Source organism: Pseudomonas sp. NPDC087626 (assembly GCF_044743405.1).
GTDB lineage: Bacteria > Pseudomonadota > Gammaproteobacteria > Pseudomonadales > Pseudomonadaceae > Aquipseudomonas.
Genome location: NZ_JBIUWJ010000003.1, coordinates 193,529 through 208,419, shown reverse-complemented (window position 1 = coordinate 208,419; position 14,891 = coordinate 193,529). Strand labels below are relative to the sequence as shown.

The 14,891-nt window shown below is 62.5% G+C and carries 14 protein-coding genes; 7 read left to right on the top strand and 7 right to left on the bottom strand.

Features of this window, described 5'->3' with window-relative positions:
- Positions 1–8: 8 nt before the first annotated feature.
- The gene (locus tag ACIOVD_RS04515; RefSeq protein WP_095165811.1) at positions 9–944 is read right to left on the bottom strand and encodes an iron-sulfur-binding ferredoxin reductase; all 936 of its coding nucleotides are present in this window, start codon (positions 942–944) and stop codon (positions 9–11) included.
- Positions 937–2,043, bottom strand: coding sequence for a diguanylate cyclase (locus ACIOVD_RS04510; RefSeq protein ID WP_095165812.1), 1,107 nt, complete (start codon positions 2,041–2,043; stop codon positions 937–939). Before ACIOVD_RS04510 ends, ACIOVD_RS04515 begins: the two co-directional genes overlap by 8 nt.
- Before the next feature lie 371 nt (positions 2,044–2,414).
- Between ACIOVD_RS04510 and ACIOVD_RS04505 the strand changes: the two genes are divergently transcribed.
- From ACIOVD_RS04505 to ACIOVD_RS04480, 6 genes are all read left to right on the top strand, one after another.
- Positions 2,415–3,938, top strand: a complete 1,524-nt coding sequence (locus ACIOVD_RS04505; protein WP_401126349.1) for a fumarate hydratase — start codon at positions 2,415–2,417, stop codon at positions 3,936–3,938.
- A 146-nt stretch (positions 3,939–4,084) separates the two neighbouring features.
- Entirely contained in the window at positions 4,085–5,845 is a 1,761-nt protein-coding gene (locus ACIOVD_RS04500; protein ID WP_401126348.1) for an ATP-binding protein, read from the top strand.
- Positions 5,845–7,173, top strand: a complete 1,329-nt coding sequence (locus ACIOVD_RS04495) for a sigma-54 dependent transcriptional regulator (RefSeq protein WP_159997663.1) — start codon at positions 5,845–5,847, stop codon at positions 7,171–7,173. Before ACIOVD_RS04500 ends, ACIOVD_RS04495 begins: the two co-directional genes overlap by 1 nt.
- A 171-nt stretch (positions 7,174–7,344) precedes the next feature.
- Entirely contained in the window at positions 7,345–8,664 is a 1,320-nt protein-coding gene (locus ACIOVD_RS04490; RefSeq protein WP_095165819.1) for an MFS transporter, read from the top strand.
- 313 nt (positions 8,665–8,977) lie between these two features.
- Positions 8,978–9,235, top strand: coding sequence for a hypothetical protein (locus ACIOVD_RS04485; protein ID WP_095165820.1), 258 nt, complete (start codon positions 8,978–8,980; stop codon positions 9,233–9,235).
- A gap of 127 nt (positions 9,236–9,362) precedes the next feature.
- Entirely contained in the window at positions 9,363–9,995 is a 633-nt protein-coding gene (locus tag ACIOVD_RS04480; RefSeq protein ID WP_095165822.1) for a flavin reductase family protein, read from the top strand.
- Between the two features lie 9 nt (positions 9,996–10,004).
- Here ACIOVD_RS04480 and ACIOVD_RS04475 read toward each other — a convergent pair whose 3' ends face one another.
- Together ACIOVD_RS04475 and ACIOVD_RS04470 are read right to left on the bottom strand one after the other, a co-directional pair.
- Positions 10,005–10,268: a hypothetical protein gene (locus ACIOVD_RS04475; RefSeq protein WP_174244595.1), complete on the bottom strand. Its 264-nt coding sequence runs from the start codon at positions 10,266–10,268 to the stop codon at positions 10,005–10,007.
- A gap of 9 nt (positions 10,269–10,277) precedes the next feature.
- The gene (locus ACIOVD_RS04470; protein ID WP_159997667.1) at positions 10,278–10,643 is read right to left on the bottom strand and encodes a putative quinol monooxygenase; all 366 of its coding nucleotides are present in this window, start codon (positions 10,641–10,643) and stop codon (positions 10,278–10,280) included.
- Between the two features lie 336 nt (positions 10,644–10,979).
- On the opposite strand from ACIOVD_RS04470, the gene ACIOVD_RS04465 reads away from it, so the two are divergent.
- On the top strand, positions 10,980–11,909 hold the full coding sequence (locus ACIOVD_RS04465; protein ID WP_095165827.1) for an AraC family transcriptional regulator: 930 nt from the start codon (positions 10,980–10,982) through the stop codon (positions 11,907–11,909).
- Between the two features lie 61 nt (positions 11,910–11,970).
- On the opposite strand, the gene ACIOVD_RS04460 is transcribed toward ACIOVD_RS04465, so the two are convergent.
- Genes ACIOVD_RS04460 through ACIOVD_RS04450 form a run of 3 tightly spaced genes read right to left on the bottom strand, consistent with a single transcriptional unit; the run spans position 11,971 to position 14,798 of the window.
- Positions 11,971–13,026 (bottom strand): ABC transporter ATP-binding protein, encoded by a 1,056-nt coding sequence (locus ACIOVD_RS04460; protein ID WP_095165829.1) that lies wholly within the window; start codon positions 13,024–13,026, stop codon positions 11,971–11,973.
- A gap of 18 nt (positions 13,027–13,044) precedes the next feature.
- Positions 13,045–13,893 carry an ABC transporter permease gene (locus ACIOVD_RS04455; protein ID WP_095165831.1) on the bottom strand — a complete coding sequence of 283 codons (849 nt, stop codon included), beginning with the start codon at positions 13,891–13,893 and terminating at the stop codon, positions 13,045–13,047.
- Positions 13,890–14,798 carry an ABC transporter permease gene (locus tag ACIOVD_RS04450; RefSeq protein WP_401126344.1) on the bottom strand — a complete coding sequence of 303 codons (909 nt, stop codon included), beginning with the start codon at positions 14,796–14,798 and terminating at the stop codon, positions 13,890–13,892. Before ACIOVD_RS04450 ends, ACIOVD_RS04455 begins: the two co-directional genes overlap by 4 nt.
- Positions 14,799–14,891 lie beyond the last annotated feature (93 nt).

Below are 14,891 nucleotides of genomic sequence, written 5' to 3'. Positions count from 1 at the left end.
AAGTCAGCTCAACCACGCGGCAGGAACACATCGGCCAGCAGTTGATTACGTGGCAGCCCTGCCAGGTACAAGCGCCGGGCAAAGGCGTCGACACTCTCAGGGCTCCCGCAGAGTAAGGCCAGGGTTTGCCGGGAAACAAGGCGCAATTGCGCCAAAGCCGCTGACAGCTCGGCCGCTGTCCACAGCTCGACACTCAGGTTGGCGCGGTTGGCTGCCAGTGCCGCCAGGGGTTTGGCCAGGTAATGCTCTGCCCCATCATGGGCCAGGTGAATCACCCGGATAGGCCCTTGATGATCCTGGCGCAGCGCTTCACGTAACACCCCGAACAGCGGCGCCAGCCCCGTACCTGCGGCCAGCAGCCACAGCGGACGGGTTTGCCAGTCAGGGTCGTAGTGCAAGGCCCCGCCGCGCAGTTCACCGAGGCGGATCGAATCACCGATCTTCAGCGCCCGGGCGGCATCGCTGAAGGCACCGGGCAGTCGGCAGTCGAGGTGAAACTCGAGGAATCGGTCTTCCTGCGGCAGGCTGGCCAGGGAGTACGGACGCGCCACGTGGCCGGCCCACAGCACCAAGTGTTGACCGGCCTGATAGCGCAGCGGGCGCTCGGCCAACAAACGCAGGCGCAACACACAGGGACTCAACCAGTCCAGCGCCTCGACCACGGCGGGGGCGCCGTCACGCAGCGGATCGAACACCGCCACCTGCAGGTCATCCAGCACCTCGCACTGACAGGCCAGGCGCCAGCCCTGCTGGCGCTGCCCGGCACTCAGAGCGTCCGGGCGACGGTCGCCGACCTCACCGCGCAGGCACTGCACCAGGCACGCGTGGCAACTGCCTGCCCGGCAACTGTAAGGCACCTGCAAACCCTGCTGATTCAAGGCATCAAGCAGGTTGCTGCCCGCCGCTACCGTCCATTGACGCTCACCGACAGTCACTTCAGGCATCGATGTTTTCCCAGGCCGCCGCACAGCGATTACGGCCATCGCGCTTGGCCCGGTAAAGCGCCTGGTCGGCACGTTGCAAGGCGTCGTCGAGGTCATCGCCGACGGCCAGCAGGGTCATCCCCGCAGACAGGCTAAGATCCGGCACAGACAGGCCAATCAACTGCACTTCGGTGAACGCCAGGCGCAACCGCTCACAACAGGAGGTCAAGCGCTCGGGATTGCAATCAGGTAACAACAACACAAACTCCTCACCGCCATACCGGGCCAGTACATCGCCCTCGCGCAAACAGGCCGTGGCGACGCCGGCAAATGCCTGCAGGACCTGGTCGCCGGCGGCATGGCCATGCAGGTCGTTGATACGTTTGAAGTGGTCCAGGTCGATCAGCGCCAGGCCATGCTCCACCGAGGCTTCCATGTTTTGCAATTCACGGGTGGCCAAGCGCAGGAAATGCCGACGATTGAACAAACCGGTCAACTCATCGGTGGCCACCAGATCCTCGAGCTGACGCATCATCCCGCGCAGCGTGTCCTGATGCGCCTGCAGGGCAAACCGGCGCTGGCGCATACGCAGGCGCGAAGCTTGCACATAGCTGGCATACAACGCCAGCCAGACCAACACAATAAACAGCACACAGACCTGCAAGGCCGCCAGAGTCGGGTCGGCCAGTTCGAAATGGTAGCCTTCCCACAGGTTGAGGCAGGCAAAGCTGAAGAACACCAGGGCCGCACAGCGCACAAACGCCCGGCGCGGCAGGTGAAACAGGCCGAACATCAGAATCAGTACGTAAAAGATCAGGAAGGCGCCACGAGCAGCGTCCAGATGGGCGATCAGCCAGGTTTGCCAACCAATGCCCAGCAGCACCTGGACTTCGGTCAGGCTGGGATCGGGAAACCGCAGGTTGCGCCCGCTGAAGAAGATCGCGAACAGCAACGACTGACTGAGCATCACCAACGCGGTGGCAACCAGCGCACTGCGCACCGAGCCCTGGAAGTGCCCACTGAGGATCGCCAGCCATAGCAGCAATAACGCCAGCACATAGGTGCCCGTCGCCAGAATAAAGCGCTTGAGCAATAGATTCTGGATCGCGTTATGGGTCAATCGTTGACTCACCGTGCAAAGGGGGGCTGATAAGAGTGTCCTACCCTAAAGGCCTTGGATCACTTTAGTGTTGCTGCTCGAAAATGACCATCCAATTTTTGTCGGGCTGCCTCGGGTCGCGTCATCATTGTTATGCGACCTTGGTTTGACTGCCGGCGGGTGTGCCCGGCGGCGAGGCGCGCTATACTGCCGCGCCTTTTTAGCGTCGCGCCAGCAACCCCGGCGTGCCCGGCCCAAAGGGCCAGCTTCAAGTTGCGAGCTTCAAGCCGCAAGCTCAAGCAGTCCACGTACTGCCCTTAACTTGCCGCTCGACGCTCGATGCTCAAAGCTGCCCTATTAAAATGTTCCCGTCTTTTAGAGGAGCGCGACTCATGACCGTGATCAAGCAAGACGACCTGATTCAGAGCGTTGCTGACGCCCTGCAGTTCATTTCTTATTACCACCCCGTGGACTTCATCCAGGCGATGCACGAGGCCTACCTGCGCGAAGAATCGCCAGCGGCCCGCGATTCGATCGCACAGATCCTGATCAACTCGCGCATGTGCGCCACCGGCCACCGCCCGATCTGCCAGGACACCGGTATCGTCACCGTGTTTGTCCGCGTGGGCATGGACGTGCGCTGGGATGGCGCGACCATGGGCCTGGACGACATGATCAACGAGGGCGTGCGTCGCGCCTACAACCTGCCGGAAAACGTCCTGCGTGCGTCCATCCTCGCCGACCCGGCAGGTGCTCGCAAAAACACCAAGGACAACACCCCGGCCGTGATCCACTACTCGATCGTCCCGGGTAACACCGTGGAAGTCGACGTGGCAGCCAAGGGCGGCGGTTCCGAGAACAAGTCGAAAATGGCCATGCTCAACCCGTCCGACTCGATCGTCGACTGGGTGCTCAAGACCGTTCCAACCATGGGCGCCGGCTGGTGCCCACCGGGCATGCTCGGCATCGGCATCGGCGGCACCGCTGAGAAAGCCGCGGTAATGGCCAAGGAAGTGTTGATGGAATCCATCGACATCCACGAGCTCAAGGCTCGCGGCCCGCAGAACCGTATCGAAGAAATGCGCCTGGAGCTGTTCGAGAAGGTCAACCAACTGGGCATCGGCGCCCAGGGCCTTGGTGGCCTGACCACCGTGCTCGACGTGAAGATCATGGATTACCCGACCCACGCCGCGTCCCTGCCGGTGTGCATGATCCCGAACTGCGCCGCCACCCGTCACGCGCACTTCGTGCTCGACGGTTCCGGCCCGGCTTCGCTGGAGGCGCCATCGCTGGACGCCTACCCGGAAATCGTCTGGGAAGCCGGTCCGTCGGCCCGTCGCGTCGACCTCGACACCCTGACCCCGGAAGACGTGCAAAGCTGGAAGCCGGGCGAAACCGTGCTGCTCAACGGCAAGATGCTCACCGGTCGCGACGCCGCGCACAAGCGCATGGTCGAGATGCTGAACAAGGGAGAAACCCTGCCGGTGGACCTCAAGGGTCGCTTCATCTACTACGTCGGCCCGGTTGATCCGGTGCGCGAAGAAGTGGTTGGCCCGGCAGGCCCGACCACTGCGACGCGGATGGACAAGTTCACCCGCCAGATCCTCGAGCAGACCGGCCTGTTGGGCATGATCGGTAAATCCGAGCGCGGTCCGACCGCCATCGAAGCGATCAAGGACCACAAGGCCGTCTACCTGATGGCAGTCGGCGGTGCGGCTTACCTGGTGGCGCAAGCCATCAAGAAATCCCGCGTAGTCGCTTTCGCCGAACTGGGCATGGAAGCGATCTACGAGTTCGACGTCAAGGACATGCCAGTGACTGTTGCTGTCGACAGCAACGGCGAGTCGGTACACATCACCGGTCCTGCCATCTGGCAGAAGAAGATCAGTGACAGCCTGGCGGTAGAAGTGCAGTAAGCACCCACACCCCAGTCAGGAAAAGCCGCGCTGTTTGTCAGAACAGCGCGGCTTTTTTATGGTCCCTGCGCACTGCGCGGACTCTGCGCCGTCGCCGCGCTGCATGCTATCGTGCGCCCCCCGACCCCGTAGTCTGTGCCCATCGCATGCCACCTATTTATCGTTCCCTGCGCCTGATGCTCTATGTACTGCTGATCGTGGCCGGCACAGTCCTGGTCAGCGCCGCCGCCGTGCGCCACGCCGAGCGCCAGGCCCTGGAGGACGACGCTCAACGCGCCAACCAGCAATTAGCCTTGTACGCCACGTCCCTGCATACGCTGATTGAACGTTACCGCGCCCTGCCCGCCGTGCTGGCGCTGGACCCGCAATTGCGCTCGGCGCTGGCAGGCCCGGTAAGCCCGCAACAGCAGGACTCGCTGAACCACAAGCTGGAGAAAATCAACGGCGCGGCCCAGTCGTCCACCCTCGAACTGCTGGACCGCAACGGACTGGCCGTCGCGGCCAGCAACTGGCGCCTGCCCAGCAGTTATGTCGGCCACAACTACGGCTTCCGCCCCTACTTCAGCCAGACCCGCAGCCAGGGCACCGGACGCTTTTATGCGGTAGGCGTGACCAGCGGCATTCCCGGCTACTTCCTGTCCAGTGCCGTGTTGGGCGACAACCAAGAGTTTCTTGGCGCCATGGTGGTCAAGCTGGAGTTTCCGGAACTGGAGCGCGAATGGCGCCAGGGCACTGACACCCTGCTGGTCAGCGACGCCCGCGGCATTGTGTTCATCGCCAACCAGCCGGGCTGGCGTTATCGCCTCCTTGAAACCCTGTCGCCGACCGACCTCGCCGAGCTCGAGGCTACTCGTCAGTACGACAAACAAACGCTGGTCCCCCTGTCCCACGAATGGCTTCGACGCTTCGACGACAACAGTTACCTGGCGCGGGTCGAGGGTCCCGACGGGGCGGCCGAGTACCTCTGGGAGTCACTGCCCCTGAGTGCCGAAGGCTGGACGCTGCACCTGTTGCGGCGCCCGCAGGTGGCCTTCGAGGATTTGCGCAACGCCGCACTGGCCGCAGCCGGCGTGTGGCTGACGCTGGTGTTTGTGCTGCTGTTCCTCAGCCAGCGCTGGCGTATCGCCAAGCTGCGCCAGCGCAGTCGCGAGGAACTGGAACGCCTGGTGGAGGAACGCACCCGAGAGTTGCGCACGGCTCAGGACGGCCTGGTGCAGTCAGCCAAACTCGCCGCCCTGGGGCAGATGTCGGCGGCCCTGGCCCACGAGATCAACCAGCCGCTCACCACCCAGCGCATGCAGCTTGCCACGCTGAGACTGCTGCTGGACCACGGCCGCGTCGATGATGCCTACAAGGCACTCAAACCGCTGGATGACATGCTCACCCGAATGGCGGCCCTCACTGGCCACCTGAAGACCTTCGCCCGCAAGAGCCCCAGCGGCTTGCGCGAGCCACTGGACCTGGCGGCGGTGGTCGACCAGGCCCTGCACCTGCTGGAAGTCCGCCTGCGCGATGAACAGATCAACTTCACTGTGGACCTGGTCCGCCCGGCGCGGGTTCGTGGGGACGCCATTCGCCTGGAACAGGTACTGATCAACCTGCTGCGCAATGCCCTGGATGCCATGCGCGACAAGTCACTCAAGCGGCTGCGCATCAGTCTTGAAGCCGACCAACAGCTGTGGCGCCTGAGCGTCACCGACAGCGGTGGCGGGATTCTTGCGCAGGACCTGCCCAATGTCTTCGACCCGTTTTTCACCACCAAGCCTGTGGGCGATGGCCTGGGGCTCGGGCTGGCCGTATCCTTTGCGATCATTCATGAGCTCGGCGGTCGCCTGACGGCCGAGAACCACGGCGACGGTGCGCGCTTCACCGTGACCCTGCCCGTCGACCTGGAGGCACAGATCTGATGTTGAACTCGGTAATAGTGGTCGATGACGAACGCAGCATTCGCGACGCCGTCGAGCAATGGCTGAGTCTCTCGGGATTCCAGGTCCAGCTGTTCAGCCGTGCCGAGGACTGCCTGGCGCAGTTGCCGGTGAATTTCCCCGGGGTGATTCTCAGCGATGTGCGCATGCCGGGGATCAGCGGCCTGGAACTGCTGGCCTCCCTGCAACAACGGGATGCCGAACTGCCGGTGATCCTGTTGACCGGCCACGGCGATGTACCGATGGCGGTCGATGCCATGCGCGATGGCGCCTACGACTTCCTGGAAAAACCCTTCAGCCCCGAGACCTTGCTCAACAGCCTGCGTCGGGCACTCGACAAGCGCCGGCTGGTCCTGGAAAACCGTGCCCTGCACGAACAGGCCGACCACCGCAGCAAACTGGAGGCCAGCCTGCTGGGCGTGTCCCCGGGCCTGCAGACCCTGCGCCGGCAAGTCCTGGACCTCGCGGGCCTGCCGGTCAACGTAGTGATTCGCGGCGAAACCGGCAGCGGCAAGGAGCTGGTTGCTCGCTGCCTGCATGATTTCGGCCCGCGCGCCGCCAAGCCCTTCGTCGCCCTGAACTGCGCGGCGATCCCCGAGCAACTGTTCGAGGCCGAACTGTTCGGGCACGAACACGGCGCTTTCACCGGCGCCCAGGGCAAGCGTATCGGCAAGCTGGAATATGCCGACGGCGGCACCCTGTTTCTCGATGAAATCGAAAGCATGCCGCTGGCCCAGCAGGTCAAGTTATTGCGCGTGCTGCAGGAACAGAAGCTCGAGCGCCTGGGGGCCAACCAGAGCATCGATGTCGACTTGCGGATCATCGCCGCGACCAAACCCGACCTGCTGGATGAAGCCCGGGCCGGGCGTTTTCGCGAAGACCTGGCCTATCGGCTCAACGTGGCCCAGTTGCGTTTGCCGGCGCTGCGTGAGCGGCGCGAAGACATTCCCTTGCTCTACGCCCACTTCAGCCGTGCGGCGGCGCAACGCCTGGGCCGCAGCGTCGCGCCCCTGAGCGGTCCGCAGTTGAGTCGCCTGCTCAGCCATGACTGGCCGGGTAACGTGCGCGAACTGGCCAACGTTGCCGAGCGCCAGGTGCTGGGCCTCGATGATCCCGAACCGGACGCCATCGAACCCGGCCAGTCGCTGGCAGCCCAACAGGAAGCGTTTGAAGCGCAGTGCCTGCGCGCCGCCCTGACTCGGCACAAGGGCGATATCAAGGCAGTGCTCGAAGAGTTGCAACTGCCACGCCGCACCTTCAATGAAAAACTCCAGCGCCACGGCCTGACCCGCGAAATGTTCCTGGGCTGAATTCTCGGCGGATTTCCGCTCAGCGAATCTGGCGCATGAGCGGATTTCCGCTCACTTACCCGACAAAACCCCTCTAGAACGGCCCTGCACAACCTGGCACGGCTCCTGCTATAGCCCCTGCAGGCTGCGTTTTTGCGCGCTCCACAAAAACAATTAATTGAAGGATCCGTCATGGATAACTCACAACCCCTGCCTCTCGGGTCGGCGGCTTCGCCTGCCAAAGAAAGAACCTCGGCCAGTCGCATCAAATCAATTTTCAGCGGTTCTGTCGGCAACATGGTCGAGTGGTATGACTGGTACGTCTACGCCGCATTCTCGCTGTACTTCGCCAAAACCTTCTTCCCCCATGGCGACACCACCGCCCAACTGCTCAATACCGCCGCAATCTTCGCCGTAGGCTTCCTGATGCGTCCGATCGGTGGCTGGCTGATGGGGCTGTATGCCGACAAAGTTGGACGCAAAAAAGCCCTGATGGCTTCGGTATACCTGATGTGCTTCGGCTCACTGCTGATCGCCCTGAGTCCAAGTTACGAAGTCATCGGCATCGGTGCGCCGATCCTGCTGGTGTTCGCGCGCTTGCTGCAAGGCCTGTCGGTGGGTGGCGAATACGGCACTTCCGCCACCTACCTTAGCGAGATGGCCACCAAGGAACGTCGCGGCTTCTACTCCAGCTTCCAGTATGTGACGCTGATTTCCGGCCAGCTCATCGCCCTGGCGGTGTTGATCGTGCTGCAACAAGTGCTGACCACCGAAGAGCTGTACGCCTGGGGCTGGCGTATCCCGTTCGCCATCGGTGCGCTGTGTGCCGTGGTCGCGCTGTACCTGCGTCGTGGCATGGAAGAAACCGAGTCGTTCACCAAGAAAAAGAAGTCCAAGGAAAGCGCGATGCGCACCTTGATGCGCCACCCCAAGGAACTGCTGACTGTAGTCGGCCTGACCATGGGCGGCACCCTGGCGTTCTACACCTACACCACCTACATGCAGAAGTACCTGGTGAACACGGTTGGCATGAGCATCAGCGACTCCACCACCATTTCGGCGGCGACCCTGTTCCTGTTCATGTGCTTGCAACCGCTCGTCGGCGGCCTGTCGGATAAAATCGGCCGGCGCCCGATCCTGATCGCCTTCGGCGTATTGGGCACCCTGTTCACTGTGCCGATCCTGACGACCCTGCACACCATCCAGACCTGGTGGGGCGCGTTCTTCCTGATCATGGCGGCGCTGATCATCGTCAGCGGCTACACCTCCATCAACGCGGTGGTCAAGGCTGAACTTTTCCCGACCGAAATCCGCGCCCTGGGCGTAGGCCTGCCGTATGCCCTGACCGTCTCGATCTTCGGCGGCACCGCTGAATACATCGCCCTGTGGTTCAAGAGCATCGGCATGGAAACCGGTTACTACTGGTACGTCACCGCGTGTATTGCTGTGTCCCTGTTGGTATACGTGACCATGAAAGACACCCGCAAACACTCGCGGATCGAAACTGACTGACACCCCCCGTGGGAAATGCCGCAGGCCGCGGCATTTCCTACAGACATATCCTCCTCCCCCCTCCTCCCGATTAATGATCCGTTAATTCCCCTACGACACTCTGTTGTCATCTGAATCCTGAACGACGTCTAGTCCGTCCATGGCATTCGGCCCCCCCCTGGGGGAAGCCGCACTGCAATCTATCAGTGACGGCACACATATCGAATTAATCGATTATTAAAGGCTATTTTTTGAGCTTTTACATCAGTTTTGTACGAGTAGTATGAACTCCATACCGCACGCCCAAAACGTCAACGAACCTGGAGCACAGACCATGAAAATCCAACTGATCCTCGCCTTGACCCTCTCCGTACTGGCTGCCAACACCTTCGCCGCCGATGGCTTTGACCGTACCGGCTCGGCAGTCGCCGCCGATGGATACGACCGTACCGGCGCTGCTACCTTGGCTGCAGATGGCTACGAGCGCACCCCCCAAGGCCAGAGCGTTGCCGAAGGTGGCCGCGAACGTCTGGAAGAAAAAGGCCTGGTTGAAGATGGCTACGATCGTACCGGTTCTGCCTCCATCAGCTAAGCCGTGAATGCCCCCCCCCCACAACGCCCGGCTCACGTCGGGCTTTGTGCTTTTTGCTCGCCCCGGCACACTGGCAATACCGGCAATCGCCCTGCACTATTGCCCCTCACCTTGACGGAATCCCCCCATGCCCGACGATATCCACTTCTACGAACCTGCCCAGGGCCACGGCCTGCCCCACGACCCGTTCAACGCCATCGTCGGTCCACGGCCTATCGGCTGGATTTCCTCGCAGGACGGCCAGGGCCGCCTGAATCTGGCGCCCTACAGTTTTTTCAATGCGTTCAACTACATCCCGCCGATCATCGGGTTCGCCAGCGTCGGGCGCAAAGACAGCCTGAACAATATCGAACAGACCGGCGAGTTCGCCTGGAACCTGGCCACCCGCCCGCTGGCCGAGCAGATGAACCAGAGCTGCGCAATGGTCCCCGCCGACGTCAACGAATTTGAACTGGCGGGGCTCACCCCCGTCGCCTCAAAAATCATCCAGGTGCCGCGCGTCGCGCAAAGCCCGGTGTCCTTCGAGTGCAAGGTGACCCAGATCATTCAGTTGCAGCGTGCAGACCAGCAATTGGTGCCGAGCTGGCTGATCCTCGGCGAAGTGGTCGCCGTGCATATCGCCAAGTGGCTGCTCAAGGATGGGGTGTACGACACCGCCGCGGCAGAACCGATTCTGCGCGGCGGCGGTCCGGCGGATTACTTCCAGCTAGGGCCTGAGGCCCTGTTCAAGATGCACCGCCCGGGGGCGACCAAGGCTTGAGGTATTGACTTACCAGATGAGTTCACCGTCCTCACCGACGTCGGCCAATCGAGCCAGTTGCTGCTCGGCAGCCAGGTCGGCCTCCAGGGCGGTGTTGAACGTCTGGTCGATCAGCACCTTGTTGAAACGCGGGGCGCCCGCCCCACCGAGGGCTTTGACGGCGATGGCGGCGGTGTAACCTTCGTCACCGCGCACGGCGGCAGAAACGGCTTCGAACTGTGCAAACTCTTTACGTGCCATGTTGCGGATCCTGGCCAATGGAAAGTCGGCCATTCTAAACCTTCAGCCGGCCAACTGCTGCATGGCCAGCGCATCGCAGGACGGATGCCCGGCGCGAGCCTGGTCGGCGCCGACATCGCTGAAGGTGTGGAAGTCCAGGCTATGAACTACCAACTCCTGGACCAACTCGCCGAAAACGGCCATGGCCGGGCTGCTGAAATAGGCGGTCATGGCCGGCTGGTCAACCCAGGAGCCGGACACCAGCCACAGCTGGGGGTCGCACAACGAGTGCTGCAGGGCAAAATGCAGGTTGCCACTGGCCTGGCGCGTAGGCTCGATCAGGCAACTCAAACGCGCGCCCAACTCCATCGAGCGGCCTGCCTGGGCCCGGACCAACGCCATATGGCTGACGGGGATTTGCATGGACATGTTCATCGCTCCCTGGATGTAGACAATCGGCAGCCTGAGAGAAGCTGCGACAGGACCAGAGAATAAACGCCAGGCTCAAGACTGGTTAGTCGATTCCTGCCGGCTTGTTGCACAATCCTGCGCCGACCGCTGGCGCATCGCTGTGTCCAGCGCATCTACCCGATGAAGATGACAAGAGTGTTTCAAGCAACGATCGCAGCCCTTTGCTGCGGTTCTGCAGGCGGTATCTACCACCACCGCAGGATCAGGCAAGTTTTGCGCAGGATCGGCCTAGCCCCAAGACTTGCACAAACTTAAGCTATGCCCATCCCATCAGCCTTACCGAGGATGTTCGCCATGTCACCTGTGGATTCCAACCACACGCCACTTGACGCCAGCCTGGAGCACCAGCGCGCGGAACTGGCGGCCATCATCCGGCGTAACACCCAGGAGGACGGCAGCTACACCACTGCCATCAACGCGCTGGTGTTGTCACGCCACAGCCAGTCCCACGACTTTGCCCCGGTGCTCGCGCAGCCAGCGCTGTGCATCATGGCCCAAGGGCGCAAAGAGGTCAGGCTGGCCGACGAACTGTTCAACTACGACCCGCTCAACTACCTGGTGGTCTCGGTCTCGATGCCCCTTAGCGGACGGGTGGTGGATGTCTCGCCCCAAGTGCCGATCCTGGCCTTGCGCCTGGACATCGACCCGACGGAAATCACCGCGTTGATTGCCGATGCCGGCCCCCTTGGCGTACCTGCCCGCCCTACCGGGCGGGGCCTGTATGTCGAACAGCTGGATCAACCGATGCTCGACGCGGTGCTGCGCCTGGCGCGTTTGCTGGACACCCCCAAAGACATCGCCATGCTCGCGCCACTGATCCGCCGGGAGATTCTCTACCGTCTGCTGCGCAGCCCCCAAGGCCACCGGCTGTACGAAATCGCCATCGCCAACAGCCAGAGCCATCGCATCAGTCAGGCGATCAAATGGCTCAACGGCAACTTCGAGCAACCATTGCGCATCGATGACCTGGCCCGCGAGGTGAACCTGAGCGTCTCGACCCTGCACCACCGGTTCAAGGCAATGACCGCCATGAGTCCGTTGCAGTACCAGAAGCAACTGCGCCTGCAGGAGGCGCGGCGCCTGATGTTGGCCGAAGGCCTCGACGCCTCGGCGGCGGGATATCGCGTGGGCTATGAAAGCCCCTCGCAGTTCAGCCGCGAATACAGCCGGCTGTTTGGCGCACCGCCGCTGCGGGACCTGGCGCGGTTGCGATTGTCTGTCTGATCAGACCTGATGGCCCCATCGCGAGCAGGCTCGCTCCCACATTAGAGGAGCGAGCGGCCAGTCAGGCACCCAATACGCGGCAAGCCTCGGACGGAATGGTCACCGACACCGGGTTGCCGATGCTCAGCCCAATGCCCTGGCACGGTGTGCTCAAGGCGGTCAGCGAGACTCCGGAGCACTCCACCGTGGTTTCGATGGTCGCGCCGATATCTCGCACGAACGTCACCTTGCCCAGCAGGCGATTACCCGCGGTTGCCTGGGGATGGGACAGTTGCAGGTCTTCGGGGCGCACCAGCATCTTGAGCTTCTCGCCGACCACGATACTGCTGCAGATCGGCACCGCCAGCGCGTCGCCGCCCGGCAAGCTGACCCTGCCGTTGCCCAGCGCGGTTGCCGGGAAGATGTTGCCGGAGCCGATGAAGTCCGCCACGAACGCGTTGGCCGGGTGCCGGTAGATCTCGATCGGCGTGCCGACCTGCTGGATCCGGTGCTCGCCCAGGACCACCACGATGTCGGCCATGGTCATGGCTTCGCGCTGGTCATGGGTGACCATGATGGTGGTGATGTTCAGGCGCTGTTGCAGTTGGCGGATTTCCACCTGCATCGACTCCCGCAGCTTGGCGTCCAGGGCGGACAGCGGCTCATCGAGCAGGAGGATTTTCGGGTGCGCGGCAATTGCCCGGGCAATCGCCACCCGTTGGCGCTGGCCCCCAGAGAGCTTGGCGACCGGGCGATCGATCATCGCTTGCAGCTGGATCAGTTCCAGCAACTCCACCACCCGCGCCTGTTGTTCAGCCTTGCTCACGCCGCGCAGCTTCAGGGGGTAGGCGATGTTCTCGCCCACGGTCATGTGCGGGAACAGCGCCAGCGACTGGAACACCATGCCGAAGTTGCGCAGGTGCGCCGGGGTGTGGCCGATGTCCTCGCCGTCCAGGCGAATTTCGCCGCCACTGAGGGTTTCCAGGCCGGCGATCATCCGCAGCAAGGTAGTTTTGCCACAGCCCGAGGGGCCGAGAAAACACACCAGCTTGCCCTCGGGCAAATGCAGGTTGACGTCCCTTACCGCGCAGGCCGAGCCGTAGTGTTTCTCGACGTTTTCCAGAATCAGACCAGTCATGTGAATCACCTCAAGCAATCAGAAGGAAACGCCGCCTTCGCCCACCAGCTTCTCCAACGCCCAGATCAGGACGAAGTCGATCAGCACGATCAGCACGGCAAACGAAAAAACGGTGGGGTCCAGCGATGACACCGTGCGGCTGTACATCCAGATCGGCACGGTCATGACATCGATGGTGTAGAGGAAGTAGGTCACCGTGAACTCGTTGAACGAGACGATGAACGCCAGCAGCATCCCGGCCAGGATCCCCGACTTCATCATGGGCACCACCACATCGACAATCGCCCGGGTCGGCGAGGCGCCGAGCATCTGCGCCGCCTCTTCGACTTCACTGCCGATCGACAGCATTGCCGCCGTGCAGTTCTTCACCACGAAGGGCAAGGCCAGGATCACGTGGGCAATCACCAACCGCGAGGTGGTCATCTGGAACGGCAGGCTGTCGAATACCAGCAGCAAGGCCAAGCCCAGCACCACCATCGGGAACACCAGCGGCAACGACATCAGTTGCAGGGCCACCGCCTTGCCGCGGAACTCGCAACGGGTCAGGGCATAGGCCGCGGGCACTGCGATCAAGGTAGCGAACACCATGGTCAGGCTCGCCACCATCAAGCTGGTGGTCATGGCCTTGCCCAGGCTCAGCACATCGCTGGCATCCGGCGAGACAAAGGTGTGCCAGGCGGCCTTGTACCATTGCAGGCTGTAGCTGCTGGGCGGGAAGTCGAGGTTCGACGCGCCACTGAACGACATGACGATCATGGTCAGGATTGGCAACACCGCCAGCAGCAGGATGCAACCGGACAACACTCCCGCCAGCTTGCCGGTGTCGCCCGGCAACAGCGCCTGGCGTGGCTTGAACAAACGACTCATAACGAAGCCTCCAGCATGCGCCGGCGACGGCCGGTGATGTATTCAGAAAGAGTCATGATCGCCAGCGTGGTGACAATCAACACCACGCCGGCGGCAGACGCTGCGGGCCAGTTCATCAGCGGGGCGATCTGGTCGTGCACCATCACCGCCAGCATCGGTACGCGGCGGCCACCGAGCAGCAAGGGCACCACGAAGCTGCTGGCGTTGTAGGCAAACACCAGGGTCGCACCTGTAATGATGCCGGGCAGGCTCATGGGCAGCACCACCTGGCGAAACACCTGCAGGCGGCTGGCACCGAGGGTCGCCGCGGCTTCTTCATAGGTCCGGGCAACCCCACGCATGGCGCCGGCGATCGGCAACACGGCCAGGGGGAACGCGGTTTGCACCAGGCCCATCAACACGCCGTTCTGGTTGTACAGCAGCATGATCGGCCGCTTGATCAGCCCCAGGCCCATCAAGGCCTGGTTGAGCATTCCGCCTGGGCCGAGAATCACCAGCCAGCCATAGCTTTGCAGCAGCAGGTTGACCAGCAACGGCAACAGCACCGCCGCCAGGAACACCCGCCGTAGCAAAGGCGAAGTCAGGCGCGACATGGTGTAGGCCACCGGGATCGCCAGCACCACGGCGATCACCGCGCTGATCAGCGCCAGGCGCAGGGTCAGCAGCAAGGACTTGAGGTAATAGGGTTCCAGCAACTGGGCGTAACTGGCCAGGCTGAAGCCGCTCCATTCCGCACCTTTGGTGCCCACGCTCATGCGCAGCACCAGCAGGCTGGCGATGATCAGCACACCGAGGAACAGCATCGAGGGCGAGAGAAAAAACCAGGCACGCGCCGTCGGCGATACACCCCGGTTGCGGCGCACGACAGCTGCGCCGACCGGATGGGTCAGGGGTTGGTGTTCCATAGCAATGATCTCGTCAATGGAAGATCGGGGCATGGCGAGTACTGCGCACTCGATCGCTGGCAAGCCAGCTCCCACAGGTCGTGCATGATTCTT

What these genes read in the sequence shown, in the direction of transcription:
- ACIOVD_RS04515 (WP_095165811.1), bottom strand. Translation starts at nt 944, where the DNA reads ATGCCTGAAGTGACTGTCGGTGAGCGTCAATGGACGGTAGCGGCGGGC.
- ACIOVD_RS04505 (WP_401126349.1), top strand. Translation starts at nt 2,415, where the DNA reads ATGACCGTGATCAAGCAAGACGACCTGATTCAGAGCGTTGCTGACGCC.
- ACIOVD_RS04500 (WP_401126348.1), top strand. Translation starts at nt 4,085, where the DNA reads ATGCCACCTATTTATCGTTCCCTGCGCCTGATGCTCTATGTACTGCTG.
- ACIOVD_RS04495 (WP_159997663.1), top strand. Translation starts at nt 5,845, where the DNA reads ATGTTGAACTCGGTAATAGTGGTCGATGACGAACGCAGCATTCGCGAC.
- ACIOVD_RS04490 (WP_095165819.1), top strand. Translation starts at nt 7,345, where the DNA reads ATGGATAACTCACAACCCCTGCCTCTCGGGTCGGCGGCTTCGCCTGCC.
- ACIOVD_RS04485 (WP_095165820.1), top strand. Translation starts at nt 8,978, where the DNA reads ATGAAAATCCAACTGATCCTCGCCTTGACCCTCTCCGTACTGGCTGCC.
- ACIOVD_RS04480 (WP_095165822.1), top strand. Translation starts at nt 9,363, where the DNA reads ATGCCCGACGATATCCACTTCTACGAACCTGCCCAGGGCCACGGCCTG.
- ACIOVD_RS04475 (WP_174244595.1), bottom strand. Translation starts at nt 10,268, where the DNA reads ATGGCCGACTTTCCATTGGCCAGGATCCGCAACATGGCACGTAAAGAG.
- ACIOVD_RS04470 (WP_159997667.1), bottom strand. Translation starts at nt 10,643, where the DNA reads ATGTCCATGCAAATCCCCGTCAGCCATATGGCGTTGGTCCGGGCCCAG.
- ACIOVD_RS04465 (WP_095165827.1), top strand. Translation starts at nt 10,980, where the DNA reads ATGTCACCTGTGGATTCCAACCACACGCCACTTGACGCCAGCCTGGAG.
- ACIOVD_RS04460 (WP_095165829.1), bottom strand. Translation starts at nt 13,026, where the DNA reads ATGACTGGTCTGATTCTGGAAAACGTCGAGAAACACTACGGCTCGGCC.
- ACIOVD_RS04455 (WP_095165831.1), bottom strand. Translation starts at nt 13,893, where the DNA reads ATGAGTCGTTTGTTCAAGCCACGCCAGGCGCTGTTGCCGGGCGACACC.
- ACIOVD_RS04450 (WP_401126344.1), bottom strand. Translation starts at nt 14,798, where the DNA reads ATGGAACACCAACCCCTGACCCATCCGGTCGGCGCAGCTGTCGTGCGC.